We start from the raw sequence: 24,053 nt of genomic DNA, 5'->3' as shown, positions 1-24,053 counted from the left end.
GACGTCTCATATGTTTCCGTCATTGCCGGGCTTGATCCGGCACTCCATGCCTCGGCCTCGCCTCCTGGAAATGCTTCCCCCTGGAGAGAAAACGGCTTGGATCACCGGGTCAAGCCCGGTGATGAGGGACCAACACCGCAACCGGACCGGCTGATCATGAACTGGGACGATATCCGCGTATTCCTTGCCATTGCCCGCACGGGCCAGATCCTGGCGGCTGCACGACGGCTTGGCGTCAATCACGCCACCGTCGCCCGAAGGCTTACGTCCCTGGAGGAGAGCCTGGGCGCACGGCTGTTCGACCGATCAACGTCCGGATGTGTCCTGACCGAAAGCGGCGACCGTTTCTTTGAACGGGCGGAGCGGATGGAAGCGGAGGCCGTTGCCGCGCAGGCCGATCTCGGCGGCGATACGCCCGGCATTAGCGGCACCGTGCGCATTGGCGCGCCGGACGGGTTCGGGGTCGCCTATCTTGCACCCCGCCTGGGCAAGCTCACGGAAAGACATCCCGGCCTGACGATCCAGCTCGTTCCAATGCCCCGCTCCTTCTCGCTGTCGCGGCGCGAAGCCGACATTGCGGTAACGGTCGACCGGCCGGAAACCGGGCGCCTCGTTGCGGGCAAACTGGTGGATTACGCGCTCGGTCTCTACGCCTCCCGGGCTTATCTCGACCGGCGCGGCACGCCCGGGACAGCAGGCGATTTAAGCGCGCACGATCTGATCGGCTATGTGGAGGATATTCTTTATTCCCCTTCGCTCAGCTACGGCACGGAAATAACGCGCGACTGGTCGGCCCGGTTCGAAATCGCCTCCGCCCTCGGCCAGACCGAGGCGGTGCGCGCGGGCGCGGGCATCGGCATCCTGCACGATTTCATCGCGCGCGCTGATCCCAGCCTTGTAGCGGTTCTGCCGGAGATCAAGATCCGCCGGGCCTACTGGATGGTGACCCATGAAAGCTCCCGTCCGCTGCGCCACGTGGCCGCCGTCCAGGACTTCCTGCGCGATCAGGTCGCGCACGATAAAGCGATATTCGCCTGAAAGACTGCCAGAACCGAAAATCGTCTGGATCGGGCAATTCTGCCTTCATCGCCATTTTTCCGTCAGCGAAAGCCACTCCCGTGTCCGGGCTTCCGGATCCCGGTTGCCGGTGACGTCGGAAATGACGGCCGCCACGTCGGCGCCGTTTTCAAAAACGCCCGACACCCGCTCCAAAGTAAGGCCGCCAATGGCCACAAGGGGCAGTCCGCCGATCTGCCGTTTCCAGCCGCCGATCTTTTCCAGCCCCTGCGGTGCCCATTTGAGCTCCTTCGAACCGGTCGGATAGACCGGCCCCAGCGCGACATAGTCCGGATCGACCGACAGCGCCGTTTCCAATTCTTCGCCGTCATGGGTGGAAACGCCAAGACGAAGACCGGCCTTGCGGATGGCCCTGACGTCCGCATCGGCCAGATCCTCCTGACCCAGATGGACGAAATCGCAGCCTTCCTCGATGGCGAGTTGCCAGTGGTCGTTGACGATCAACCGGCAACCATGATCTTCGCAGATCGCGTTCGAAACAGCGATTTCCCGGCGCAATTCGGCTTCCGGCATGTCCTTGATGCGCAGTTGAACCAGCTTGACGCCGAGCGGGACAAGCCGTTCGATCCATCCGGAGCTGTCGACGAGAGGATAAAAAGGATCGAGTTTCATGTTAGCGCCGCCCTGCCGGTAAAAAGATGTTGCCGGACCTGCCATGTCGCCCGGCGCCCCCGCTGTCAAGGCGGGAGCACGGTATCAGTACCCGTCTGCGAGACCGGCCAGGTATTGCCGGACGTCCGCGTGAGTTTCCAGCCGGTGGACCGACAGATGCGCCGGCGGCGCGCTAAAAATGGCCTCCAACTTGCGCCGGGCGCTGTGACGGGTCCGCCAGATGGAATGAAGGAACTCGAAGGTTTCAAGATTGAAAGGTTCCACACAGCCGTCCGGAAGGTCCGGGCGGCTTTGGCCATAATATTTCGCGGATCGGCGCAATACGCGGAACAAACGGACGCCAACGGGCATATCAAGCCAGATGAAGGTGTCGGCGCGGGCGAGCCGTTCCCCGTAAGTGTTTGAATGTCCGCCTTCTAATATCCAGCGATCCTGGACATGCACTTCGTGAGTGAGCCTGTCCTTTTCCGCTTTCGTGCGTGCGACCCAGCCCGGCTTATAGTGGATCTTGTCCATGTGATGGACCGGCAGGCCGGTTTTCTTGCCAAGCGCGATCGCGAGCATGCTTTTGCCGGATCCGGGGGCACCGACGATCATGACGCGTTTCATGAAAAGTCACCGAGATTTGCAGGAAAGGCCGGCCTTTATAACGGTCCTTGCAAGAATGAAAAGACGCAAACACACTGTTCAATGGACATTATTACGGAGAAGTTCTTATCTGATCTCCAGACGCGCATTGATATTCAAGGAGAGGCAGATGAGCTGGTTGAATACCCCCGACCCAGTCGCCGGAGACGCCGCAAGTTGCGATCCGGTCGAGACCATTATCGTCCCGCGGACCTCCGATCTCGGCGGCTTCTCGGTTCGCCGGGCCCTGCCCTCCGCGCGGCGCCGGATGGTCGGCCCGTTCATCTTCTTCGACCAGATGGGGCCGGCCGAACTGCTTGTCGGCGGCGGCATCGATGTGCGGCCGCACCCGCATATCGGCCTTGCGACGGTCACCTACCTGTTCGAGGGGGAAATGTATCACCGCGACAGTCTCGGCACCGAAATCGCAATCACGCCCGGAGCGCTGAACTGGATGAGCGCGGGCAAGGGCATCGTCCATTCCGAACGCGAGCGGGCGGAGCGCCGGCTTGAAAAGCGACCGCTGTTCGGCCTGCAAAGCTGGGTCGCCCTGCCGAAACATCTGGAGGAAGGCGCACCGGCCTTTCAACATTTCGGCGCGGACGCGCAGCCGGAATTTTCCGACAAGGGAGCTTCCGTCAAGCTGATTGCCGGCCAGCTTTTCGGACACAAGGCTCCGGTCCAGACGGCCTCGGACATGTTTTATGCCGATATCTCGCTGGAGCCCGGCGCGAAAATTCCGCTCGACGCGGGCTGGGAAGAGCGCGGCCTTTATACGGTATCCGGGCGGATCAGCATCGCCGGCCAGAGCTTCGATCCGGCCCAGTTGCTGGTTTTCAAGGCGGGCGATCATCTGGTGGTCGAGAATAACACACCGGAGGCGGCGCGTTTTGTGGTTCTCGGCGGCGAGCCGATGGACGGACGGCGTTACATCTGGTGGAATTTCGTCTCTTCCTCCAAGGAGCGGATCGAACAGGCGAAGGAAGACTGGCGGCGCGGACGTTTCGACACCGTTCCGGGCGACGCCGAAGAGTTTATTCCCTTGCCGGACCGCTGAAGGTTCACCGCGATCCAGGTTGTTCGACACTCCAGCCGCTTTCCAGAGGCGGCGCTTTTTCGAAACGGTCGGCGGGCCGGATCAGGTCCGGCTCGCCGAAATTCAGGATGATGTTGAGACGGCGGCCAGCCCACGGATCCCCGGTCAGTTTAGGGTCCTCCGGGGCGACCGACAGTCTGACACCCCGATGGATGGTCTCCAGCTTCTCAAATCCGGATATCGCTTGCCGGAACGGGCCGGGAACCGTCCAGCCGTAGCGGGTGGCCAGAGCATCGATCACGAGCCAGACGGCGTCCAGCCCGATCTGTTTCTGCTTCGGGTCCTCGACAACCAGTTTCAGACGCAGATAGTCGATCTTGTCTTGCGAAGGGCCCCGGAGCAGGAAAAACAGCGTCGTGGAGCCGTAATCGACGCTTGGCGTGGTCAGCGCCACCAGATCTGAAGCGCACTGCCAGCGGTCGGGCTGGAAGGGCGCTCTCTTCCAGCCCGGATTTTCCAGCCCGAGATCATGCAGTTCGGCGCAGAGCGCCGAGGGTTTGCCATGAAAGCCGCGTTTCAGCTCCGCGCTGAGTTCCGGCGACGGATTGAGCAGTTCCTCCCGTTCCCGGTCGCCCAATGGCAAAAGCGGGTCACTGAGGCGCGGTCCTGTCGCTTCGGCACCCGGACCTTGCTTCAGCCGCCAGACCAGCACGCCCGAGGCGGAGCCCAGCAGCAAAAACGCCAGCGTTCCCCAAACATAATAGTGGGTGACAAACTGCGATTTTCGGGGCTGCCCGGTCTTTTGACCAGCCGTAGCGGACTTGCCGGATGCGGTCGCCGGATCGCTCTCCTCCACAGCCCAGTGCGGGGCGTTCGACCCAGGGCCGGTTCTCCGGATTGGCCGTTTTTTTTCCTCCAGGTCGCGGTCCTGTACCGCATCCCGAGAAAGCAACTGCCTTATCCTGTCCGTCCAGCCTGCCATTCAGTCCGTTTCCACCGCGCCATCTGTTGCCGGGGCAAGGTTCGCGATATATCAAACCAAAGTCTTGAAAACGCAACCCGAGCTCTGTCAATTAGGGTCTGAACCGGGGTACCGGTTCCGCAACCCACCTGCTCCTGTATTCGCCGAATCCAGTCTGAAGGCCCAAATGTCCGAAAATTCTAGCTTTCCCGCCGACGGCCCTGACGTGCGGCGTGAGATTATCGAAACGGCGCGTGCGCTCTCCCGGCTCGGTCTCACCAAGGGCACGTCCGGCAATGTCAGTGCACGCATAAATTCCGGTTTTCTGGTGACGCCCTCCGGGACGCCTTACGAGGACCTGAGGGAAGACAAGATCGTCGCGATGGATCTGGACGGCTGCTACCGGGGAGATGTCCTGCCGTCTTCCGAATGGCGCATGCATCTTGATTTTTACCTGGCTAAACCGGCCTGCGGTGCCGTCGTTCATTGCCACAGCCCGCGCGCGACGGCGCTTGCCTGCCATCGTCGCGGCATACCCGCGTTCCACTATATGGTGGCTCTGGCGGGCGGCGACCGGATCGAATGCGCCGATTATGCCACTTTCGGCACCAGGGCGCTGTCGGAGGCGATGGCTGCCGCGCTGGGAGAGCGCAACGCCTGCCTGCTCGCCAATCACGGCCAGATCGCGGGCGGTCCGACCCTCGGCAAGGCGTTGTCGGTCGCGGAAGGGGTGGAGGACCTCGCCGATCAGTATCTGTCCGCGCTGACGCTTGGTGACCCTGTCATTCTAGATGCCACGGAAATGGCAAATATACTCAAGAAGTTCAAAAGCTACGGCAAGCAGACGAACGAACTGGAAGACGGACAGGCGGCGGCTTTCGAGCTGCCGAAACGGGTGGGATGACATGCGGTTGGGTATTGACTGGGGCGGCACAAAAATCGAGATCATCGCGCTGTCGGACGCGGGAGAAGAACTCTTCCGGCAGCGGCTCGACACGCCCAAGGGAGACTATGACGGCTGCCTTGCCGCTGTGAAGACGCTTGTCGATGCCGCCGAACAGGCGACCGGGCAGAGCGGCACGCTGGGCCTTGGCATTCCCGGCTCCCTCTCGCCCAAAACCGGGCTGGTCAAGAACGCCAATTCAACCTGGATGAACGGAAAGCCGCTGGACCGGGACCTGGAAGAGGTTCTCCACCGCCCCGTGCGCATTCAGAACGACGCGAACTGCCTGGCTGTCTCCGAGGCGACGGACGGCGCGGGAGCCGGAGCGCATGTGGTGCACGCGATCATCGTCGGCACCGGCTGCGGGTCGGGCATCGCCATCGACGGGAAGGCGCATCTGGGTGCGAACGGCATTGGCGGCGAATGGGGCGCCATCACCGTTCCCTGGCTGACGCAGCAAGAATTTCCCGGACCGGACAGCTGGATCGGCCACAAGGGCGTGATCGACCGCTGGTGCTCGGGCACCGGTTTTCAGCTCGACTACAAGGAGAGGACCGGCAACCTTCTCAAGGGGCACGAGATCATTGCGCTGAAACGCTCCGGCGATCCGGTGGCCAATGCGGTTTATGACGCCTATGTGAGCCGTCTTGCGCGTTCGCTTGCCATGAGCGCCAATCTGCTGGACCCGGATGTGTTCGTGCTCGGTGGCGGCATGTCGAATATCGATGAACTCTACGAGGATCTTGCCCCGGCAATGCTTCCCTTCATCTTCTCCGACACCTTCGAGACACCGATCCGCAAGGCCGTTCATGGCGACAGCTCCGGCGTGCGCGGAGCCGCCTGGCTCTGGAGCTGACGAGCCCCGGCAAACCGGATTTTCTCAGCAAGGATCAGGGCGTTCGCGGCCGGCCCAGGGTCACCAGCACAATCCCCGCACCGACGCTGACCACTGCCGCAAGCCTGCCGGCATCGGGAACCTCGCCGAACACCAGGAAGCCGAGGCCAAGGCCCGTGACCGCCGCGACGGATCCGATCTGGCTCAGATAGACCGGGCCTGCCGTTTGCTGCAGACGGAAATACAGGCCGTACTGAAGGGTGAAGATCGCGATCTGCGCGGCAAGCAGCGCGACGGCGCCGGTTGTCCAGGAAGCAGGCGCGACGGGCGTGCCCATGGCCGCGTTGAAGGCGGCAAGCCCGACAAATCCGACCGCCATCATGCCCACGGCCAGATCGACCGGGCCGACGCCTTTGGGCCATTTCAATGTCCGGTAGATATTTCCGACAGCCAGAAACACCGGAATGGTCAGCGCGAAAAGCGACCACCACGATGCCTCCAGGGACAATTTCGAACCCGAACCGGCCAGCAGAACAGCGCCACCGAGGCCGGCCAGAACCCCTGCCCCCCGCATAAGCTGAAGGCGCTCCAGCCGCAGGAGAACGGCGAATGCGTAAGTCAGCACCAGGGGAAAGGCATAGCTGAGCGACACGAAGCCCGCGCCGACCTTTGAAGCGGCGACCACCGCGATCATGTTGGGCACGACGAACAGCAGACCGCTGAAACCGAGATAGACGGCAAGCTGCCTGCGATCGACCGACTCGCCGGTCTGCCCTTCCTTCCGGCCGGACATCCTGCTCAGGGTAAAAAGACCCGCCGCACCGCCCAGAATAGCCCATTGCAGCAACGCCAGAGGATGCCAGCCCAGGCCGGGAGCCGCCTTGGCGATGATGGTGGAGAGCGCCAGAAACCCGCCAATGACAAGCAGCAATACGACCGGCTGGTCAAACAGGCCTGCCGCTTCGGTGCCCGTACGAGAAGTCTTGCGGCTGGAGGATGCATGCTGCTGCCCGACCCCGGTAATGTTCGCCATCGGATGTTCCTTTCTCTTCACGTCGCGGCCGGCGACCGCTTTCGGGAAGAGATAACAACATTTATCTTTATTTCAAGATACTTGATATCAAGATTCTTGAATTCCAACGACTTCCACCGTAAAGAAGGCAGGTATCTCCTCGGTGCGGTCACCGGAATGGCGAAATTTTTCCAGAGCTTAATCCTGGGGATCATACAAGTAGCCTCACGCGCCAACGGTCTTTCGGGAAGAAGAGCATGACCATGAAATCCAGAGATCCCCAGAAGCCCGCTCCTCACCTCTTCGGAGACCCTGCTGACCTGCTGCTGGACCGCGCCGAGCGCGCGCGCCGGCAATGGCAGGACGAAATGCCCGAACTTTCCGGAAAGCTGCTGCCGATGGTTCTGATCGGCCGGCTGAACGAGGCGGCCCAGGTGATGAGCCGGGACTATCAGGTGCCCGCCTATGCCGATATCGGCCTGAAAACCGGTGAATTCGACGTGCTGGCGACGCTCGTGCGCTCCGGCCCGCCCTACAAGCTGACGCCGACCGAGCTCTACCGCACCACGATGATGAGTTCGGGCGGCATGACCGCACGCCTCGACAGGCTCGAAAAGGCAGGTTTCATTGAGCGCTGCCCGCATCCGGAAGACCGGCGCGCCCTTTCCGTCTGCCTGACCGACAAGGGCCTCCGGCTGATCAAGGGAAAGATTCCCGATTACGTCGAGACCCTGCACGCGGCCGTCGACGGCCTCACCAAAGACGAGCAGAGCGAACTCTCACACCTGCTCGAAAAGCTGATCCGCTCGGCGGCAGAGAAAAAGACTCCCTAGCGCCTCCCCTCGGCCGCCATCTTCTTCAGGGACACACGGTCGATCTTGCCGGTTGCATTGAGCGGCATTGCGTCGAGAACAATCACTTCCTCCGGGGCCCTGTACCCCACGCGAGCCCGGGCGAATTGAATGAGGTCCTGCATCGTGGGGACATCCGCGTCCGGATCCAGCGTGACATACGCCCGCACGTTTTCGCCATGCAGCCAGTTCTGCACACCGACCACGCCAGCGCTTTCCACCGCAGCATGCTCCAGGAGCGCAGCCTCCACTTCCTGCGGACAGATATTCGATCCGTCATGAATGATGATCTGTTTTTCACGGCCGTGAAACCAGAGATAGCCTTCGCTATCGACACTCATCACGTCGCCGGTGTCGAGCCATCCGTCCACCACCGTCTCAGCCGTGGCTTCGGGGTTGTTCCAATAGGCGACCATGTTGCCCGGAAAGTTTATCCAGAGCCGCCCGTCGGTTCCCACGGCAACCTCCCGGCCATCCTTGCCACGCAGCGATGCCCGGTAACCGGGACCGATTGGCCCGACAGAACCGAGCTTCAGTGCCGTGGGTGGAGACACCGTTGGAATGCCAATCTCGGTCATTCCGTAATCCTCCGCGATCGGGATGCCGGCCAGCGCGGTAAATTCCTCTTCAAGTGCCGCCGAAACCTTGTCGCCACCGGAAAAGCAGGCCTTGACGGAGGCGAAATCCTCCTTGCTGGCTCCGTGCTCCAGGACCAGGGCATAGAGCGCGGACGGCAGCATCCACATCTTGGTCGGCCGTTCCCTTCGCAGCAGCGGAAGAATTTCGTCGGCATCGAAGGTTCTCGGCAGTACGACCTTTCCGCAGGCGGCAATGGTCATCATGGACAAATGATGGCCGCCGACATGGGACACCGATCCGCCCGGCACCATGATGTCGTCCGGCTTCATCTCGAAACTTTCCACCGCACTGGCAATGATCCAGCCCAGAGTTTCGAAACTGTGACAGACACCCTTGGGTACACCGGTGCTTCCGGAGGTGAAAAAGATTATCGCCGGGTCTTCCGGCCCGGGAGGAACAATCCAATTGGCCGGGTCCTCCGTCATGAGGCTTTCGAACGGCGAAACGGCGCTCCTCCCGGTATCCCAGTCATCCCGATAGACTATCTGGCCGAGGTCCAGCCGCCCCGCGTGTCGACTGGTTTCCAGGTCTTCACGGCGTTCCTCGTGAACAAGCAGGATTCTCGGTTCGGCAACTTCAAGTGCATGATCGATCTGGGGCGCCATATAACGGTAATTCAGCGGTACGGCGACCAGTCCGCATTTCATGCAAGCCAGATAATGGATGAGAAGCTCCGTCCGGTTCGGCATGAGCGACGCGACACGGTCGCCGGGCAGCAAGCCGAGCCCCAGGTAATTGCCCGCCAGCCTGTTCGACACTGCCTCGAGCGCCCGCCACGTCCAGCGGCGGCGCGGCGATACAAGCACCTCCTCGTCTGGTTTGGTCTTCAGCCCGAGGTTCAAGATCCCGGCAAGCTCCAGCGGTTTTTTCAGCGGTGGCCCGGCAATCGGCATGACTTCCCTCCCAAAAAGGCAACATCTTGTCGCGCTTCCTTACCGGATCCGGTTGAAAAAATACTTATTCCTCATACGCCAAAACAGGGAACTCACTTTCAGCCCATGTCCGGAAAGCACATACGTTTTTCACGGCAGCACCCACTGGCAATCGGAAAGGTCTATTTCCCTCTTGATTTACCACTATCGGGCGGCACTCTTTCAACGGCCGGAAAGCCGAGGCGCAAGTGATCCGGTTGGCCTTGCTTTCGGCGGCACCCTGTATCAGGTTCCCTGCAGGCGTCGGTACATCGGCTAGATGGAAAAGGTTTCAATGATCAGATATCTCGCAATACTTGCCTTCACCCTGGTTTTCTCGGTCTCTGCGTCCGCACAAGAGGAATTGCAGATCCGCGACATTGAGAAAGGGACAGGCGAAGAGGCCAATGTCGGCGAAACGGTGGTGGTTCATTACACCGGCTGGCTGATGGACGGCACGAAGTTCGATTCAAGCGTCGATCGCGGCACGCCCTTCTCCTTCACCCTTGGAGAGCGGCGGGTCATCCCGGGCTGGGAAAAAGGCGTTGAAGGCATGCAGGTCGGCGGCAAGCGCGAGCTGATCATCCCCCCCGGGATGGCTTACGGCTCTCAAGGCGCGGGCGGCGTCATTCCACCCGATGCCACTTTGAAATTCGAGATCGAACTGCTCGACGTGAAGGGGAAGAAATTTTCCGATATCGGCAACGATGAGCTGAAGGCGAAGCTCGTGGCGGGCACCAAGGTCATCGATATCCGCCGGCCGGAGGAGTGGAAACAGACAGGGGTCATCCCGGGCAGCCATCTGCTGACCTTTTTTGATGCCGACGGCAACGTCAATCCGCAGTTCGGCGCGGAGCTGCAGAAACTGATCTCAGGGCCTGCCGACGAAGTTGTCTTCATCTGCCGGACGGGCCGCCGCAGTCAGGTGCTATCGGAATATCTTTCCGGTCAGGCCGGCTTCACCAAGGTTGCCAATGTCGAGAAGGGCATCACCAGCTGGATTCAGGACGGCGGTGAAGTCACCGAGGCGGAAACGCCGGAGAATTGCTGGCTCTGTTGAGTTCCTGAAAAAACATCCGCGATTCGACCAGTTCTAAATGCCCGCCGCCAGTTGCAGACTCATGCGGTTATGGTCCCTGATCACCGGCGCCATATCCATGGTGACGATGCGGCCATCCTCGACGATCACCCGCCCGTTGACGACCGTGGTTTTCGCCGCCTGCGGCGCGCAGAAGACCACCGCCGCGACCGGATCGTGCAGAGCACCGGCGAAATGGATCGTGTTGAGGTCAAGCGTGAAGAAATCCGCGCACTTGCCTGTTTCCAATGACCCTACGTCACTTCTGCCCAGAACAGCCGCGCCGCCGAGGGTCGCCAGTTCCAGGGCTTCGCGGGCGGTCATCCACTCATCTGTCCGCGAAGGGTGCGAGAGTGGAGGATGCGCGTTGCCTTGCGGGTCCGCCACCGGCTGAAGGCCCAGATTGAGCCGCGCAAGAAGCATCGCCTGACGGACCTCCATCAGCATGTTGGAACCGTCGTTGCTTGCGGAACCATCGACACCGAGGCCGACTTTCACCCCTGCGGCCATGTATTTCTTCACCGGCGCGATGCCCGAGGCCAGGCGCATGTTCGAGCACGGACAATGGGCGGCGCCGCAGCCGGTTGCGGCAAAGAGGCGGATCTCGTCGTCATCCACGTGGATGGCATGGGCGAACCAGACATCCGGTCCGGTCCAGCCGAGTTCCTGCATCCATTCCACCGGGCGCTTGCCGAAGCGCTCCATCGTGTAGCGCTCTTCGTCCAGCGTTTCACACAGGTGGGTGTGAAGCATCACGCCCTTGTCACGCGCCAATAACGCGCTGTCGCGGAGCAGATTTTCCGACACGGAAAACGGCGAACAGGGTGCCAGGACGATGCGTGTCATCGCGCCATGCGACGCGTCGTGATAGCGGTCGATCACGCGGATGCTGTCGTTGAGGATGTGCTCCTCGTCTTCCACATACGCGTCCGGCGGCAGGCCGCCCTTGCTCTCGCCGAGAGACATGGACCCCCGGCTTGCGTGAAATCTCACGCCGAGATCGCGCGCCGCCTCGATCTGGTAGTCGACCTTGTTGCCGCTCTGGAAAAGATAGGTGTGATCGAAGACGGTGGTGCAGCCGGACAGCGCCAGCTCCGCCAGTCCGATCAGGGTGCTGGTTCGCGAGGCCTCGGGATTGGTTTTCGCCCAGATCCGGTAATGTGCCTGCAGCCAGGGAAACAGATTGTTGTTTTGCGCCGCCGGCAGATTGCGGGTCAGCGTCTGGTTGAGATGGTGATGGGTGTTGACGAACCCCGGCAGAACGATATGCCCGGAGGCATCGATCACCCTGTCGGCGGTCTGCGGCAGATCGCCGGACGGGCCGACCTGCCGGATGATGCCGTCCTCGGCGAAAAGTCCGCCACCGGGAATTTCCCGGCGCTCCCCATCCATGGTGACAAGAATGTCGGCATCTTTCAGGAGCAGGGTCTGCGGCATGGGTGGCTTTCAAGCAGGAAAATTGTCGATCGGGGGACCATCCGCGAAAAGGAATATTTCTTCAAGGTCGCCATGCGCCGCGAGGCTGCGGAAATGGTCCCGGATCAGGTCCGGGACTGCGTTTCACGCGTCAGCGCCCCCCGGCCTGAGCGCCGGGGCCCTTCCGCAGCCTGCACGGTGCAAGTCAGGCCGGCAGGTCCCTACCCCTCACTCTTCCGGCGGCGGCATGCGGTTCCAGGCGTCCAGGGCGGCGATCTTGTAGGCCTCGGCCAGGGTCGGATAGTTGAAGGTGTTCTCGACGAAATATTCCAGCGTGCCGCGCAGGTTCAGGACCGCCTGACCGATATGGACAAGTTCCGTCGCCCCTTCGCCGACGATATGGCAGCCGAGCAGGCGGCGGGTCTTGAGCGAGAAGATCATTTTCAGCATGCCGCTGTCGAGGCCCATGATGTGGCCGCGCGAGGTCTCCCGGAAGCGGGCGATGCCGCATTCATAGGGAATGCCGCGCTCCCTGATCTCCTCTTCGGTCATGCCGATCGTGGAAATTTCCGGAACCGCGTAAATGCCATAGGGGAAATATTCCGGCGGATCATAGGCCGTTTCGCCGAGCGCGTGACAGGCCGCGATCCGGCCCTGCTCCATGGAGGTGGAGGCAAGGCTCGGGAAGCCGATCACGTCGCCTGCGGCGAAGATATGCGGCACATCGGTCTGGAAGGTCATCGGGTCGACCTTCAGCCGTCCCCGGTGATCGACTTCCAGCCCGCAGGCTTCCAGATTGAGGGAGGGTGTCGCCCCCATGCGGCCGGCGGCGAACAGGATGACGTTGGAGCGTATGGAGCGCCCGCCCTCGAGCGTGATCTCGCAATTGGCGGCGCCATGCTTTTCGATCTTTTCGACCTTGGCACCGAAGCGCAGGGCCATGCCGCGGTCGCGCAGCTGGTGGGTGAAATCGGCGATCAGCTCCTTGTCGAGAAAATCGAGCATGGAATCGCGCGGTTCGATCAGGGTGACGTGCACGTCGAGCGCGGAGAAGATCGACGCGTATTCGACACCGATGACGCCGGCGCCGATGACCGCGATGGAACGCGGCAGGTCGGCCAGATCGAGAATATCGTCGCTGTCGAGAACATATTCGCCGTCGAAGGGCACATACTCCGGCCGGAAGGGTTTGGTGCCGACGGCGACGATAAACTTGTCGGCGGTGAATTTCAGGACTTCGCCGATCTCGCCCTCCACCTCGATGGTGTGCGGGTCGGTGAATCTCGCCTGTCCGCGCATGGTGTCGACCTTGTTGCGGGCGAACTGGTGTTCCAGCACCTCCACTTCATGGTCGAGCGTGATGTGCATCCGCGCCCTCAGGTCCGAGGCGGTAATATCGTCCTTCACCCGGTAGGAGCGGCCGTAAAAGCCCCTCTCGCGCCAACCCGTGAGGTTCAACACCGTTTCGCGCAGGGTCTTGGAAGGAATGGTGCCGGTATGAACGGATACGCCGCCGACACGGCCGCCTTTTTCGACCACCAGCACATTGCGGCCGAACTTCGCCGCCTGGATGGCCGCCCGCCGGCCCGCCGGTCCGCTGCCGATCACGATAAGATCGTAATTATCCATGTGCCCCTCACTGCCGTCTGTCCGCCGCTGCACCGCAACAACAGCATCGCGGATCGGGGGTCAAGGCGGCAAGGGCAAATTGAGGTGGAAGGACTGTAAGATTGCGGCAGGCACTCCGTAATTCCGACCAGGGGACCGGAACCGCTCATTGAAAGCTCCGGTTGCCGACACTTTGCCGACAGATGCCCATTGCCATCCCCCTCTCCTTCCGATATCCCTTTTTTCATGAAAACGATTTTGAAAGCAGCATGGTGGTGGCGCGGCGCGAAATAGGCGGCCAGCGATCAGTCATGCTCTGAACGGATCATAGATCAAACCAAAGGCCGCCGCGGAATACCGCTGGCGGCCTTGGTGCTTTATAAGGCCGCCGGCATTTCCAGGCAGCCACCAGAACGGGATCAGAAGAATCATGCCGGTGCTGGCAGACCAGACCTTTGAAACGAATGGCGGGATCACCATCCTGCGCACGTCACGCCCTTCCGACTATGAGACTGGAACGTCCGAATGGATCGACCGGCTGGACGGGGAGCTCGGCGCGGTCCTGGCCTCGTCCTATGAATATCCCGGACGGTACACGCGCTGGGACATGGCCATCGTCAATCCGCCGCTGGTGCTGGAAGCGGCCGACCGGCGGGTGGAGATCCGCACGCTGAACGATCGCGGCAAGATCCTTCTGCCCGCCCTCGTCGCGGCATTGAAGTCGCATGAACACGTCGAAACCTTTGAGGCTTCGGAGACGCGGATCAATCTGACGGTCAAGAAGCCGGACCGGCTCTTCAACGAGGAAGAGCGGTCCCGCCAACCCTCGACCTTCTCCATTATCCGGGCGCTGAAGGATCTGTTCGCCTGCGGCGACGACCAGCTCGGGCTCTACGGCACTTTCGGTTATGATGTCGCCTTTCAGTTCGAACAGATCGATCTGAAACTGCAGCGGCCCGACGATCAGCGTGACGTGGTGCTGTTCCTGCCGGACGAAATCCTGATCGTCGATCACCACGGCAAGCGCGCCTATGTGCTGGAATATGATTTTGTCGTCAACGGCAAGACCACAAGAGGGCTGGACCGGACAGGCGAGAGCCATCCCTACGCGCCGGCCAACGGGGATCCGGGCCGGGGCGACCATGAGCCGGGGGAATATGCAAGGCTGGTAGAGAAGGCCAAGGACTATTTCCGCCGCGGCGATCTGTTTGAAGTCGTTCCGGGCCAGACCTTCAATGAGCCCTGCGCCAACCCGCCTTCCGCGGTTTGCCGGCGCCTGTCGCAGATCAACCCCTCGCCCTATTCCTTCTTCTTCAATCTCGGCAACAGTGAATATCTCGTCGGCGCGTCACCGGAAATGTATGTGCGGGTGACCGGTGGACGGCGGGTGGAAACCTGTCCGATATCCGGCACCATCCGCCGCGGCAAGAACGCCATCGAGGATGAGGCGCAGATCCGCAAGCTCCTGAACTCGGCCAAGGACGAAGCGGAACTGACCATGTGCTCGGACGTCGACCGCAACGACAAGAGCCGGGTGTGCGTGCCGGGCTCGGTCAAGGTCATCGGCCGCCGCCAGATCGAGATGTATTCCCGGCTGATCCACACCGTGGACCATATCGAGGGCATCCTGCGCGAGGACATGGATGCGCTCGACGCGTTCCTGTCGCACACCTGGGCGGTGACCGTCACCGGCGCACCGAAACGCTGGGCAATGCAGTTCATCGAGGATCATGAAAAGTCTCCCCGCGCCTGGTATGGCGGGGCGATCGGCGCTGTTCTCTTCAACGGCGACATGAATACCGGCCTGACACTCAGAACCGTGCGCATCAAGGACGGTACGGCGCAGATCCGCGCCGGTGCGACGCTGCTCTACGACAGCGTCCCGGAAGACGAGGAAGCGGAAACCGAACTCAAGGCCGAAGCCATGCGCGCAGCCGTGCGCGAAGCCGGTCTGGCCACCAAGGCGCTTGAGAAACAGGTAGAGCGCAAACCCGGCAAAGGCATGAAGATCCTTCTGGTCGACCATGAAGACAGCTTCGTGCACACGCTTGCCAATTACTTCCGGCAGACCGGCGCGGATGTGGTCACCTACCGGACACCCGTGGCCGACCATGTCTTCCATGACGTCAATCCGGATCTGGTCGTGCTGTCGCCCGGCCCCGGAAAACCGAAGGACTTCGATTGCGCGGCGACCATCGGAAGAGCCCGCGCGCGCGCGCTGCCGATCTTCGGTGTCTGCCTCGGCCTGCAGGCGCTGTCGGAATATTTCGGCGCCGAACTCGGCCAGCTAGACGTACCGGTGCACGGCAAACCCTCGCCCATCAGCATCACCGGCAACTCAGTTCTTTTCGAGGGACTGCAAGCGCCTGTGGTGGTCGGCCGCTACCATTCGCTCCATGCGAAGCGCGACACGCTGCCCGCCGACCTCCGCGTGACAGCCGAAACCGAGGATGGCGTGGTGATGGCGATCGAACACCAGAAGGAAGCGATCGCGGCCGTGCAATTTCATCCCGAGTCGATCATGTCTCTCGACAAGGAAGCGGGCCACAAGATCATCGAGAATGTCGTGTCCCGGCTGGTTTCAGCCAATCGGATGGCGGAGGCTATCTGAACTGAGGATGAAATGACATCCCAGTTGAAGCGTTGAAAGCCCGACGACACCACGTCGCGGCGTCCGGATCAACGCGGGGCTTGCCGCATCCACCGACCGGCCCCATCGCCTGGGCGCGGATGCTTTCCAGTCGAATCCGTTCCGTTAACTTGAAGCCCGGCCGGCTGAAATTTTTGTGACCGGAAATTTCGGAACGTCCTGGCAAGTGACTGCATTTTCTCCCCGAACGCCACCGAGGCTGCCAGACAGGCAACGTCCGGCAGGCGGCGTTCAAACAAACCAAGGAGAAAACATATGCTTTCTTTCAAGAAAACCATGACCCCGGTCCTCAGCGCTCTTTTTGTTTCGACCGCGCTCGTCGGATCCGTACAGGCTGAAGGCGTCTTCAATGGCGATGCCAACGGTGAAGAACCGTTGAAGCCGGCTGCACAGGCCTCCGCGAATATCGAAGCACAGGCCGACAGTTCCAATGACCTGCCCCTGGACGGGACCAAGGATATGGTTGGCGACCTGAACGGTGAAGAGCCTTTGACGCTCAAGCAGCAGGCGCAAACCAATGCGGAGGCTCAAATGGACGCCTCCGATGACCTTCCCGCTGACGGTACCAGGAAAATCTACGGCGATCTGAGCGGTGACGAGCCGACCAATCAGCCGATGATCGATACCGACGATTCCTGATAAACCATCGAGAGTGGCCGCGCCTTCAGGGCGCGGTCTTCTCGTTTCGGGCGACGCATAACATTCGGTGTCATCAATGGGCTTTCCCGTCATTTGCCGGAAAACCCATCCAGCCAAACGGCCAGAACACCAGAGTTACCTGACGCAACTCATGATCCGAACGCACTTTACCTCCAAACTGACAGATCAAATCCAGAGTTCGTGACTTTTCGTGCTGTCTTTCAATCCCGACGACATCACAAAACCATGTTCATGGAAAATATTGTTGATTAACAATTCACCTCAGAGTTCTATGGAATCTCGAGGCTGCATTTAACCGGGCTTCAGGGGGCAAATAATAATGTAGGCGGATCCTGCAAGCGGGACACGACTTCAAAGAACACGACCCCGGGGAGACAGGATGAGCGCAAACGCGCAATGGACCCGCACACAGGTTGCGCGGTGGCAAGGACAGCGGTTCCGCGTCATAGCCTTTGCGGGGCTGATGGTTGCCGCTTTGCTTTGGCCCTTTTCTCCACTGGCCCAGGAGACAGCCCATCTTGAGAACCACATTCTGGGAATTGGCAATTGCCCTGTCTGGAATCCTCAGTCTCTGGAGATTTGCAGGCACAGCCTGGAAAAAGTGGTGACGTCGCTGGCGCCCAGGGTCGATGCCGGGCTCGACAATACACATCTCCTTGTCAACGAAGGGGCGAGCGCCGCCGCTCTCAAGCGCAAGGCGACCGAACTTGCAAACCGGCTCGGACCGTCCGACCGGCTCATCATCTATGCCAATCTTCCCCTCGGCAAGGACGACACGGACCCAGCGACGGACCAGTCCGGGTATGTCCTTGAACTCTGGGCCGGGCAGAAGCCGGAAACGGCCGGTCAGGCGATCAGCGAGGGAACCTGGATCTCCGCTTCGGCCTTTGCCGCGATGATCCATACGATCCCTGCCGCGGAAGTCATTCTCATTCTCGACACGAACAATTCGCACGCGGTCAATCCGCACTTGCTGGACCGGCATTCCGTCGACTTCAAGGACCGGCCCGAGGCTCTCGTCTCCTCCTCCGGCGCCGGCCAGCTTGCGAACTATTCCGCAGACCGGACGATCTCGCTCTTCGCCAAACATCTGGCGCTGGCCTTGCTGGAGACAGACGGGTCGCTGTTCGACGTCATAACCGCCGCCGTGAAGGGCACCCGCCAGGCCGCAATTCCGATTTGCGCCGGCTTGAAGGAAACCGGATCGGAAGACCGGCCGGACACCTCGGACTGCAACCAGGTCCCGGAAATTCAGGATCCGGATGAACTGCTGAGCCGGACCATGTTGATCCCGGTTTCGGAAACACAGCTGAACTGATTGGCGAAACAATGCAGCGCTCGAAACGCGAACGCAGCGAATATCAACTCGCCAAATCCTTGGGCGTTTCCGCCTCGAAGATCTGCAGCCCGCCGAATTTCTGTGTGTCCAGAGCTTCCTGCACCTCGACCGGAATCTCCCTGACCAGCCTGTTGACCGGCGCCGGCCTGCCGATCAGGAAGCCCTGTACTTCGTGACAGCCGCGCTGCGCCAACAGCAGGAGCTTTTCGGTGTCTTCCACGCCCTCTGCGACGACGCGCATGTTGAGCGCCTTGCCGAGACGCACCACCGTTTCGATGATTGCGAGCGACCCGTAGTTGCGCCGTGCCTCATGCACGAAGGAGCGGTCAATCTTGATGCAATCGAAGGGAAACCGGCTCAGATAGCTCAGCGAGGAATACCCCACTCCGAAATCGTCCAGTGCGATCTTCACACCGATTTCCTTGAGCCGCGTCAAAATTGCAAGCGCTCTGGCATCGTCTTCAATCAGCGTAGTTTCGGTGATCTCGAGTTCGATCCGCTCAGCCGGAATGCCGGAATTGGCGATGGCACGCTGAACGTCATCGACAAAATCCCTGTCGCGGAACTGAACCGGGCTGACGTTGAGACTGATATTCGACGACAGGATCGTTGTCGATGCAACACGCAACGCTTCCGCCAGGACGTATTTTCCGATCGCCACGATCTGGCCGGATGCTTCCGCAACCGGAATAAATTCGGCCGGATTGATCAGACCCTGCTCGGGGTGATGCCAGCGGATGAGCGCCTCGTAACTTTCGATCCTGCACGTGGAAAGGTTCATGCGCGGTTGGAAATACAGTTCGAACTGGTCCTCGGAGAGCGCCGCGCTCAAATCCTTTTCCAGCGCCCGGCGCTGCCGGACCTCATCGCCCATACCGGACAGGAACAGGCAATAGGTATTGCGGCCCCTGTTCTTGGCATTGTAAAGGGCGATGTCGGCGTTGGAGATAACCTGATCCGCGTCATCTCCGCCCTTCAACAAGGCAACGCCGATGCTGGCGGTCGGTTTGAGAACAAGTCCCAGACCGCAATCAACAGGTTCGGACAGCGCCTGAACAAGCCGCAGAGCCATGTCTTCCGCCTGATTGGTGAATTGTACCCTGTTCTGGATGATCGCAAATTCGTCGCCACCCAGCCGGGACACCGTATCGCAACTGCGGCAGTATTTTCTCAGACGATCCGCGGTGATCCTGATGACGGTGTCACCGACCGGATGGCCATGCAGATCGTTGATGTCCTTGAACCTGTCAAGATCGACCAGCAGAAGCGCCGCCGTGTGGCCGCTCCGCGCACATTTTTCCATCACCTGTTTCAGTTCGGCGTTGAAGACGGCCCGGTTCGGCAGGTCGGTGAGCGGGTCGTGCTGGGCCAGATGAAGGATCTGCGCTTCCGCCTTCTTCCGTTCGCGCAGATCCACAAGCGCGGAAACCCGGGTCGGGATGCCGCGATAGGAGATGACACGTGTGCGGATTTCAACGGGAACACGCCCGCCGTCCCTGTTGATGAGGGTCACTTCCCTCGGCTCTTTTTCGGCCCGGATCAGATGCTCTTCAAGAGTGCCGGCCAGTTCGTTGTCAACGAACTCGTACAGGCCGCGCATTTCGAGTTCGTCGATCCCGTAGCCGATGAGTTCCTCGAAAGTCTTGTTGCCGTCGAGTATGCGCCCGTCGACGGAAATCACGATGGCATCGAAAGTGGCATTGGCGAGCGCCGAAAGCCGTTCCGCCTCCTCCCGGGTCCGCTGAGCGTCGGCAACGCGGTTCTGCGCCTGCTCCTCGTTCTGGACCGTGTCCATAAGCGCATTGAACAGACGTGTCAGGCGCTCTGAATCGTCGCCCTTGGAAATGTCGAGCCGCATGGAAAGGTCCGCCTTGCCGGCAATCAGGCGATCGAGCGCGTCTTCCACATGGCCGATCCCGAGACGGGTGCCGTGTTCGGCTTCATTCAGACCAAGATCCTCGCTGGCGGCATCCAGTCTCATCGGCTGCAGCCGGTTGAGACCCGACAGCAGAAGCCAGCCGGCACCGAAACACCAGACGAAACAGGCAATCACGCCACCGAGCTGAATAGCCAATTGCGGCAACCTGGCGCCAAGCGGCAGAAGTTCCACCGGAGCCAGCAGGGCGAGTGCCAGCGTGCCGACCACACCGGAAAATCCGTGAACGCTGATGGCTCCGACCGGATCGTCGATCTTCAGTGTGCGTTCCAGGAATACAGCACCGAGGATCGCGACGGCACCGCCAAGGCCGCCGACGATCATTGCGCCCGCCGGGGTCAGAATGTGGCACCCCGCCGTGATGGCCACCAGACCGCCCAGCAATCCGGAGATCGAATTTTCAGGCAGAATGAACTTGTCTTTCCGGCGGCCGAGAAAATAGCCGACAGCCGTCCCCGCCGCCGCGGCGAGCACTGTATTGGCCAGAATTCCCGGCACGTCCCAGGAGGCGGCGAGCGTGGAGCCGCCGTTGAACCCCAGCCAGCCGACAAACAGGATCAGGGCACCGGACGTCGCCAGAACCGCGCTGTGCCCCTGAATGCGGACCGGTTTGCCATCCTTGCTGAACCGGCCGATCCTCGGTCCGAGCAGGGTACAGGCGGCGAGCGCGATCCAGGCGCCGGTGCCGTGCACGACGGTCGAGCCCGCAAAATCCACAAATCCGGCATTGCCCAAAATAGCCACGGCGTCGGAATAAAGGGCGGTGCCCCATGCCCAATGCGCGAAGACCGGATAGATCAGGCCCGCGGTGAGAACCGAACACCCGATATAGGCCGACAAACGCATGCGCTCGGCAACCGCACCGGAAATGATGGTTGCCGCGGTTCCGCAGAACATCACCTGAAATGCAAAGACGGTCAGTTCCCAGGGGTCGAGGCCGGAAAGCCCGAAAAGGCGCGTATCGAAACCGGCGAACCAGTTCCCTCCGGCGCCGAAAGCGAAGGAAAATCCGAAAAACGCGAAAATCAGAACGGATACGGCCAGATCCAGCAGGTTTTTCTGGGCAACGTTGATCGAATTCTTGGAGCGCACAAGGCCGGCTTCGAGCAGCATGAAGCCAACCTGCATCAGCAGCACCAGCCCTGCCGCGAACAGCACCCAGACCATGTCGAGGTTTTTTTGAACGGACACGGCATGTACGTATTCAGTCGCCTGAACCGTTCCAGCGAGTAATCCCGCAACGCCAAAAACGGTTCCAGCGATAACCGACCGCATCATCATACAATTGTCCTGCAAATACGAAACAGGGGTATGATTTCGTGCAGAGGTTAATTCTGTCTTGCCAAAATTGACAATGTTTTCATCGAACTAGATCCGCCTAATTCCTCGGCAGCCGGTCACGACGTCCAATTCCGCCTTACAATCCGATAATTAATTGATTTTATTTGAAAAACATTGGTCATCTCACGGAAATCGATGCCTAATATGACATGTTGCGGCAATTCCGCCCGCTCAATAATTCATCAGGGGGAAGAGCGCCCGTTTGTCCGGACCCGCAGGTTTTCCGGCCCGCCCCAGACAGTCGGCAAACCTTCAGATCGTCATAGAGGACGCAGCGCAGCAAAAATCCGGGATCACGACCGGCAAGAGCGAGCCTTTGTCGGCGGTGAGGCGGGCACAATGCCCGCCTCACCGCCCTGGAAGTTTTATGCCTCAATCGACAACCCGGACAGCGCCCTTGGACGCACTGGTCGTCAGTTTGGCATAGGCCCGAAGGGCTGTCGTTATCTTGCGCTTGCGTTTTTCGACCGGTTTCCAGGCACTCTCGCCCTTGGCCTCCATCGCCGCCCGCCGCCTGGCAAGTTCCTCATCGGTAAGGTCAACTTTGAGGACACGGTTGGGAATGTCGATGACGATCGGGTCGCCCTCTTCCACGAGACCGATGGCCCCGCCTTCCGCGGCTTCCGGAGATATGTGACCGATGGACAGGCCCGAAGATCCGCCTGAAAAGCGTCCGTCCGTGACCAGCGCGCAGGCCTTGCCCAGTCCCTTCGATTTCAGATAGCTGGTCGGATAGAGCATTTCCTGCATGCCCGGACCGCCGCGCGGGCCTTCATAGCGGATCAGCACTACATCGCCTTCCTTGACCTTGTTGGTCAGGATCGCGGAAACGGCCGTGTCCTGGCTTTCGAAGATACGCGCGGGACCGGTGAACGTCAGAACGCTTTCATCGACACCGGCGGTTTTCACCACGCAGCCGTCTTCGGCGATGTTGCCGTAGAGCACGGCGAGACCACCATCCTTGCTGTAGGCATGCTCGGCTTCCCGGATGACGCCGGATTTCCGGTCGAGATCCAGCTCGTCCCAACGCCGGCTTTGGCTGAAGGCGACCTGGGTCGGAACACCGCCGGGCGCGGCCTTGAAGAAAGTATGCACGCTTTCGGAGTTCGTCTGGCGGATATCCCAGCGCGCGAGCGCTTCCTTCATGGTCCTGGAATGAACGGTCGGCAGATCGGAGTGCAAATGCCCTGCCCTGTCCAGTTCGCCCAGGATGCCCATGATGCCGCCCGCCCGGTGGACGTCTTCCATGTGGATGTTCTCGATCGCTGGCGCGACCTTGCACAGGACCGGCACCTTTCTGGACAGGCGGTCGATGTCGTCCATGGTGAAGCCGATTTCGCCCTCATAGGAGGCGGCAAGCAGATGCAGCACCGTGTTGGTGGATCCGCCCATGGAAATGTCGAGAGTCATGGCGTTTTCAAACGCCTTGAAATTGGCGATCGATCGCGGCAGGACACTTTCGTCGTCCTGCTCATAATATCGTTTGGCGAGATCGACGATCAGATGGCCGGCCTCGACGAACAGGCGTTCCCGGTCCGAATGCGTCGCGAGCGTCGAGCCGTTGCCAGGCAAGGCAAGCCCCAGCGCCTCGGTCAGGCAGTTCATGGAATTCGCGGTAAACATGCCCGAGCAGGACCCGCATGTGGGACAGGCGTTCTGTTCCATTGTCAGGACATCGGCGTCCGACATGCTGTCATCGGCGGCAGCCACCATGGCGTCGATCAGATCGACCGCCTTCTCGACTCCGTTTTCGAAGACCACCTTGCCGGCTTCCATCGGGCCGCCGGAGACGAAGACCACCGGAATATTGAGCCGCATGGCGGCGTTCAGCATGCCCGGGGTGATCTTGTCGCAGTTGGAAATGCACACCAGCGCATCGGCGCAGTGGCCATTGACCATATATTCGACCGCGTCGGAAATGACCTCGCGCGAGGGCAGCGAATACAGCATGCCGTCGTGGCCCATGGCGATGCCGTCATCGACCGCGATGGTGTTGAATTCCTTGGCAACACCGCCTGCCTTCTCCACTTCCCTGGCGACAAGCTGGCCGAGATCCTTCAGATGCACGTGACCGGGCACGAACTGGGTGAAGGAGTTGGAAATCGCGATGATCGGCTTGCCGAAATCGTCGTCCTTCATGCCCGTGGCGCGCCACAGGCCGCGCGCACCGGCCATGTTGCGGCCATGGGTGGATGTTCTGGAACGATACGGGGGCATTTTGGGTCTCCCTGATTTACTCACTAGCTACTTTCGCGCCGTTTCTCATGGCGGGCGGTAAAAGGACGGCCACTCCATGCCAGCGCTTTTACCCGAAATTGTTTCAAAAACTCATAGATGAGAATTTGAGCTAGGGTTTGACAGTTTTTTTTCTCCGGAGAAAGTGCAGAAATGGAAAAACCCGTACGCTGCGGTACGATTATTACAAATTGGCAAAAACCACCTGCCCAACTCACCAATATATAATAAGAAATTTTCCGGGAGCGAGGCGCTGCAAGCTGAAATTGCAAAACTTATATTTTCA

Annotated in this window: 18 protein-coding genes and 1 pseudogene; 10 read left to right on the top strand and 9 right to left on the bottom strand. The window is 60.6% G+C overall.

Translation table 11 applies throughout. The features are described 5' to 3' along the window. Nucleotides 1–156 precede the first annotated feature (156 nt). Nucleotides 157–1,038, top strand: a complete 882-nt coding sequence (locus CLV41_RS20040) for a LysR family transcriptional regulator (RefSeq protein ID WP_103224372.1) — start codon at nucleotides 157–159, stop codon at nucleotides 1,036–1,038. 45 nt (nucleotides 1,039–1,083) lie between these two features. Here the strand turns inward: CLV41_RS20040 and CLV41_RS20035 are convergent, their stop codons facing one another. Continuing rightward, nucleotides 1,084–1,689, bottom strand: a complete 606-nt coding sequence (locus CLV41_RS20035; protein ID WP_103224208.1) for a thiamine phosphate synthase — start codon at nucleotides 1,687–1,689, stop codon at nucleotides 1,084–1,086. Between the two features lie 84 nt (nucleotides 1,690–1,773). After that, a complete protein-coding gene (locus tag CLV41_RS20030) occupies nucleotides 1,774–2,298 on the bottom strand; it encodes a P-loop NTPase family protein (RefSeq protein ID WP_103224207.1) in 525 nt (174 codons plus the stop codon). 148 nt (nucleotides 2,299–2,446) lie between these two features. On the opposite strand from CLV41_RS20030, the gene CLV41_RS20025 reads away from it, so the two are divergent. After that, nucleotides 2,447–3,373, top strand: a complete 927-nt coding sequence (locus CLV41_RS20025) for a pirin family protein (protein WP_103224206.1) — start codon at nucleotides 2,447–2,449, stop codon at nucleotides 3,371–3,373. Nucleotides 3,374–3,377: 4 nt separating this feature from the next. Here CLV41_RS20025 and CLV41_RS20020 read toward each other — a convergent pair whose 3' ends face one another. Continuing rightward, nucleotides 3,378–4,334 carry a DUF6030 family protein gene (locus CLV41_RS20020; protein WP_146048610.1) on the bottom strand — a complete coding sequence of 319 codons (957 nt, stop codon included), beginning with the start codon at nucleotides 4,332–4,334 and terminating at the stop codon, nucleotides 3,378–3,380. Between the two features lie 166 nt (nucleotides 4,335–4,500). Between CLV41_RS20020 and CLV41_RS20015 the strand changes: the two genes are divergently transcribed. Both CLV41_RS20015 and CLV41_RS20010 read left to right on the top strand, forming a co-directional pair. Further along, the gene (locus CLV41_RS20015) at nucleotides 4,501–5,217 is read left to right on the top strand and encodes a class II aldolase/adducin family protein (protein ID WP_103224204.1); all 717 of its coding nucleotides are present in this window, start codon (nucleotides 4,501–4,503) and stop codon (nucleotides 5,215–5,217) included. Between the two features lies 1 nt (nucleotide 5,218). Beyond that, complete coding sequence (locus tag CLV41_RS20010; RefSeq protein WP_103224203.1) at nucleotides 5,219–6,112, top strand: ROK family protein; 894 nt, start codon at nucleotides 5,219–5,221, stop codon at nucleotides 6,110–6,112. 34 nt (nucleotides 6,113–6,146) lie between these two features. Here the strand turns inward: CLV41_RS20010 and CLV41_RS20005 are convergent, their stop codons facing one another. After that, a complete protein-coding gene (locus CLV41_RS20005; RefSeq protein WP_103224202.1) occupies nucleotides 6,147–7,124 on the bottom strand; it encodes a DMT family transporter in 978 nt (325 codons plus the stop codon). Between the two features lie 236 nt (nucleotides 7,125–7,360). Between CLV41_RS20005 and CLV41_RS20000 the strand changes: the two genes are divergently transcribed. Further along, nucleotides 7,361–7,936 carry a MarR family winged helix-turn-helix transcriptional regulator gene (locus CLV41_RS20000; RefSeq protein WP_235867200.1) on the top strand — a complete coding sequence of 192 codons (576 nt, stop codon included), beginning with the start codon at nucleotides 7,361–7,363 and terminating at the stop codon, nucleotides 7,934–7,936. Here CLV41_RS20000 and CLV41_RS19995 read toward each other — a convergent pair. Next, nucleotides 7,933–9,486, bottom strand: a complete 1,554-nt coding sequence (locus tag CLV41_RS19995) for a class I adenylate-forming enzyme family protein (protein ID WP_103224201.1) — start codon at nucleotides 9,484–9,486, stop codon at nucleotides 7,933–7,935. The genes CLV41_RS20000 and CLV41_RS19995 overlap by 4 nt on opposite strands. 298 nt (nucleotides 9,487–9,784) lie before the next feature. On the opposite strand from CLV41_RS19995, the pseudogene CLV41_RS28185 reads away from it, so the two are divergent. Next, nucleotides 9,785–10,183 (top strand): annotated as a pseudogene (locus tag CLV41_RS28185) (FKBP-type peptidyl-prolyl cis-trans isomerase); the annotation flags it as partial. Next, a complete protein-coding gene (locus tag CLV41_RS28180) occupies nucleotides 10,178–10,564 on the top strand; it encodes a rhodanese-like domain-containing protein (RefSeq protein ID WP_235867207.1) in 387 nt (128 codons plus the stop codon). The pseudogene CLV41_RS28185 and the gene CLV41_RS28180, both read left to right, overlap by 6 nt. Nucleotides 10,565–10,597: 33 nt before the next feature. On the opposite strand, the gene CLV41_RS19985 is transcribed toward CLV41_RS28180, so the two are convergent. Next, nucleotides 10,598–12,019 (bottom strand): 8-oxoguanine deaminase, encoded by a 1,422-nt coding sequence (locus CLV41_RS19985; protein WP_103224199.1) that lies wholly within the window; start codon nucleotides 12,017–12,019, stop codon nucleotides 10,598–10,600. 207 nt (nucleotides 12,020–12,226) lie between these two features. Next, nucleotides 12,227–13,627 carry a Si-specific NAD(P)(+) transhydrogenase gene (gene sthA / locus CLV41_RS19980; protein ID WP_103224198.1) on the bottom strand — a complete coding sequence of 467 codons (1,401 nt, stop codon included), beginning with the start codon at nucleotides 13,625–13,627 and terminating at the stop codon, nucleotides 12,227–12,229. Between the two features lie 409 nt (nucleotides 13,628–14,036). On the opposite strand from sthA, the gene CLV41_RS19975 reads away from it, so the two are divergent. From CLV41_RS19975 to CLV41_RS19965, 3 genes are all read left to right on the top strand, one after another. After that, nucleotides 14,037–16,217, top strand: coding sequence for an anthranilate synthase component I (locus tag CLV41_RS19975; RefSeq protein ID WP_103224197.1), 2,181 nt, complete (start codon nucleotides 14,037–14,039; stop codon nucleotides 16,215–16,217). Nucleotides 16,218–16,511: 294 nt separating this feature from the next. Continuing rightward, nucleotides 16,512–16,895 (top strand): hypothetical protein, encoded by a 384-nt coding sequence (locus CLV41_RS19970; RefSeq protein WP_103224196.1) that lies wholly within the window; start codon nucleotides 16,512–16,514, stop codon nucleotides 16,893–16,895. 400 nt (nucleotides 16,896–17,295) lie between these two features. Next, nucleotides 17,296–18,234 (top strand): hypothetical protein, encoded by a 939-nt coding sequence (locus CLV41_RS19965; protein ID WP_208987627.1) that lies wholly within the window; start codon nucleotides 17,296–17,298, stop codon nucleotides 18,232–18,234. Between the two features lie 43 nt (nucleotides 18,235–18,277). On the opposite strand, the gene amt is transcribed toward CLV41_RS19965, so the two are convergent. Next, entirely contained in the window at nucleotides 18,278–21,472 is a 3,195-nt protein-coding gene (gene amt, locus CLV41_RS19960) for an ammonium transporter (protein WP_235867199.1), read from the bottom strand. A gap of 432 nt (nucleotides 21,473–21,904) precedes the next feature. After that, the gene (gene ilvD / locus CLV41_RS19955; protein WP_103224195.1) at nucleotides 21,905–23,749 is read right to left on the bottom strand and encodes a dihydroxy-acid dehydratase; all 1,845 of its coding nucleotides are present in this window, start codon (nucleotides 23,747–23,749) and stop codon (nucleotides 21,905–21,907) included. Nucleotides 23,750–24,053 lie beyond the last annotated feature (304 nt).

Source organism: Roseibium marinum (genome assembly GCF_002906165.1).
Taxonomy (GTDB): Bacteria; Pseudomonadota; Alphaproteobacteria; order Rhizobiales; family Stappiaceae; genus Roseibium; species Roseibium marinum.
The sequence above is the reverse complement of the archived record's forward strand: the minus strand, read 5'-3'. Positions and strand labels throughout refer to the sequence as shown.

What these genes read in the sequence shown, in the direction of transcription:
- ilvD (WP_103224195.1), bottom strand. Translation starts at nt 23,749, where the DNA reads ATGCCCCCGTATCGTTCCAGAACATCCACCCATGGCCGCAACATGGCC.
- CLV41_RS19985 (WP_103224199.1), bottom strand. Translation starts at nt 12,019, where the DNA reads ATGCCGCAGACCCTGCTCCTGAAAGATGCCGACATTCTTGTCACCATG.
- amt (WP_235867199.1), bottom strand. Translation starts at nt 21,472, where the DNA reads ATGATGATGCGGTCGGTTATCGCTGGAACCGTTTTTGGCGTTGCGGGA.
- CLV41_RS20010 (WP_103224203.1), top strand. Translation starts at nt 5,219, where the DNA reads ATGCGGTTGGGTATTGACTGGGGCGGCACAAAAATCGAGATCATCGCG.
- CLV41_RS20035 (WP_103224208.1), bottom strand. Translation starts at nt 1,689, where the DNA reads ATGAAACTCGATCCTTTTTATCCTCTCGTCGACAGCTCCGGATGGATC.
- sthA (WP_103224198.1), bottom strand. Translation starts at nt 13,627, where the DNA reads ATGGATAATTACGATCTTATCGTGATCGGCAGCGGACCGGCGGGCCGG.
- CLV41_RS19965 (WP_208987627.1), top strand. Translation starts at nt 17,296, where the DNA reads ATGAGCGCAAACGCGCAATGGACCCGCACACAGGTTGCGCGGTGGCAA.
- CLV41_RS20040 (WP_103224372.1), top strand. Translation starts at nt 157, where the DNA reads ATGAACTGGGACGATATCCGCGTATTCCTTGCCATTGCCCGCACGGGC.
- CLV41_RS19970 (WP_103224196.1), top strand. Translation starts at nt 16,512, where the DNA reads ATGCTTTCTTTCAAGAAAACCATGACCCCGGTCCTCAGCGCTCTTTTT.
- CLV41_RS19975 (WP_103224197.1), top strand. Translation starts at nt 14,037, where the DNA reads ATGCCGGTGCTGGCAGACCAGACCTTTGAAACGAATGGCGGGATCACC.
- CLV41_RS20030 (WP_103224207.1), bottom strand. Translation starts at nt 2,298, where the DNA reads ATGAAACGCGTCATGATCGTCGGTGCCCCCGGATCCGGCAAAAGCATG.
- CLV41_RS20020 (WP_146048610.1), bottom strand. Translation starts at nt 4,334, where the DNA reads ATGGCAGGCTGGACGGACAGGATAAGGCAGTTGCTTTCTCGGGATGCG.
- CLV41_RS20025 (WP_103224206.1), top strand. Translation starts at nt 2,447, where the DNA reads ATGAGCTGGTTGAATACCCCCGACCCAGTCGCCGGAGACGCCGCAAGT.
- CLV41_RS19995 (WP_103224201.1), bottom strand. Translation starts at nt 9,486, where the DNA reads ATGCCGATTGCCGGGCCACCGCTGAAAAAACCGCTGGAGCTTGCCGGG.
- CLV41_RS20000 (WP_235867200.1), top strand. Translation starts at nt 7,361, where the DNA reads ATGACCATGAAATCCAGAGATCCCCAGAAGCCCGCTCCTCACCTCTTC.
- CLV41_RS20005 (WP_103224202.1), bottom strand. Translation starts at nt 7,124, where the DNA reads ATGGCGAACATTACCGGGGTCGGGCAGCAGCATGCATCCTCCAGCCGC.
- CLV41_RS20015 (WP_103224204.1), top strand. Translation starts at nt 4,501, where the DNA reads ATGTCCGAAAATTCTAGCTTTCCCGCCGACGGCCCTGACGTGCGGCGT.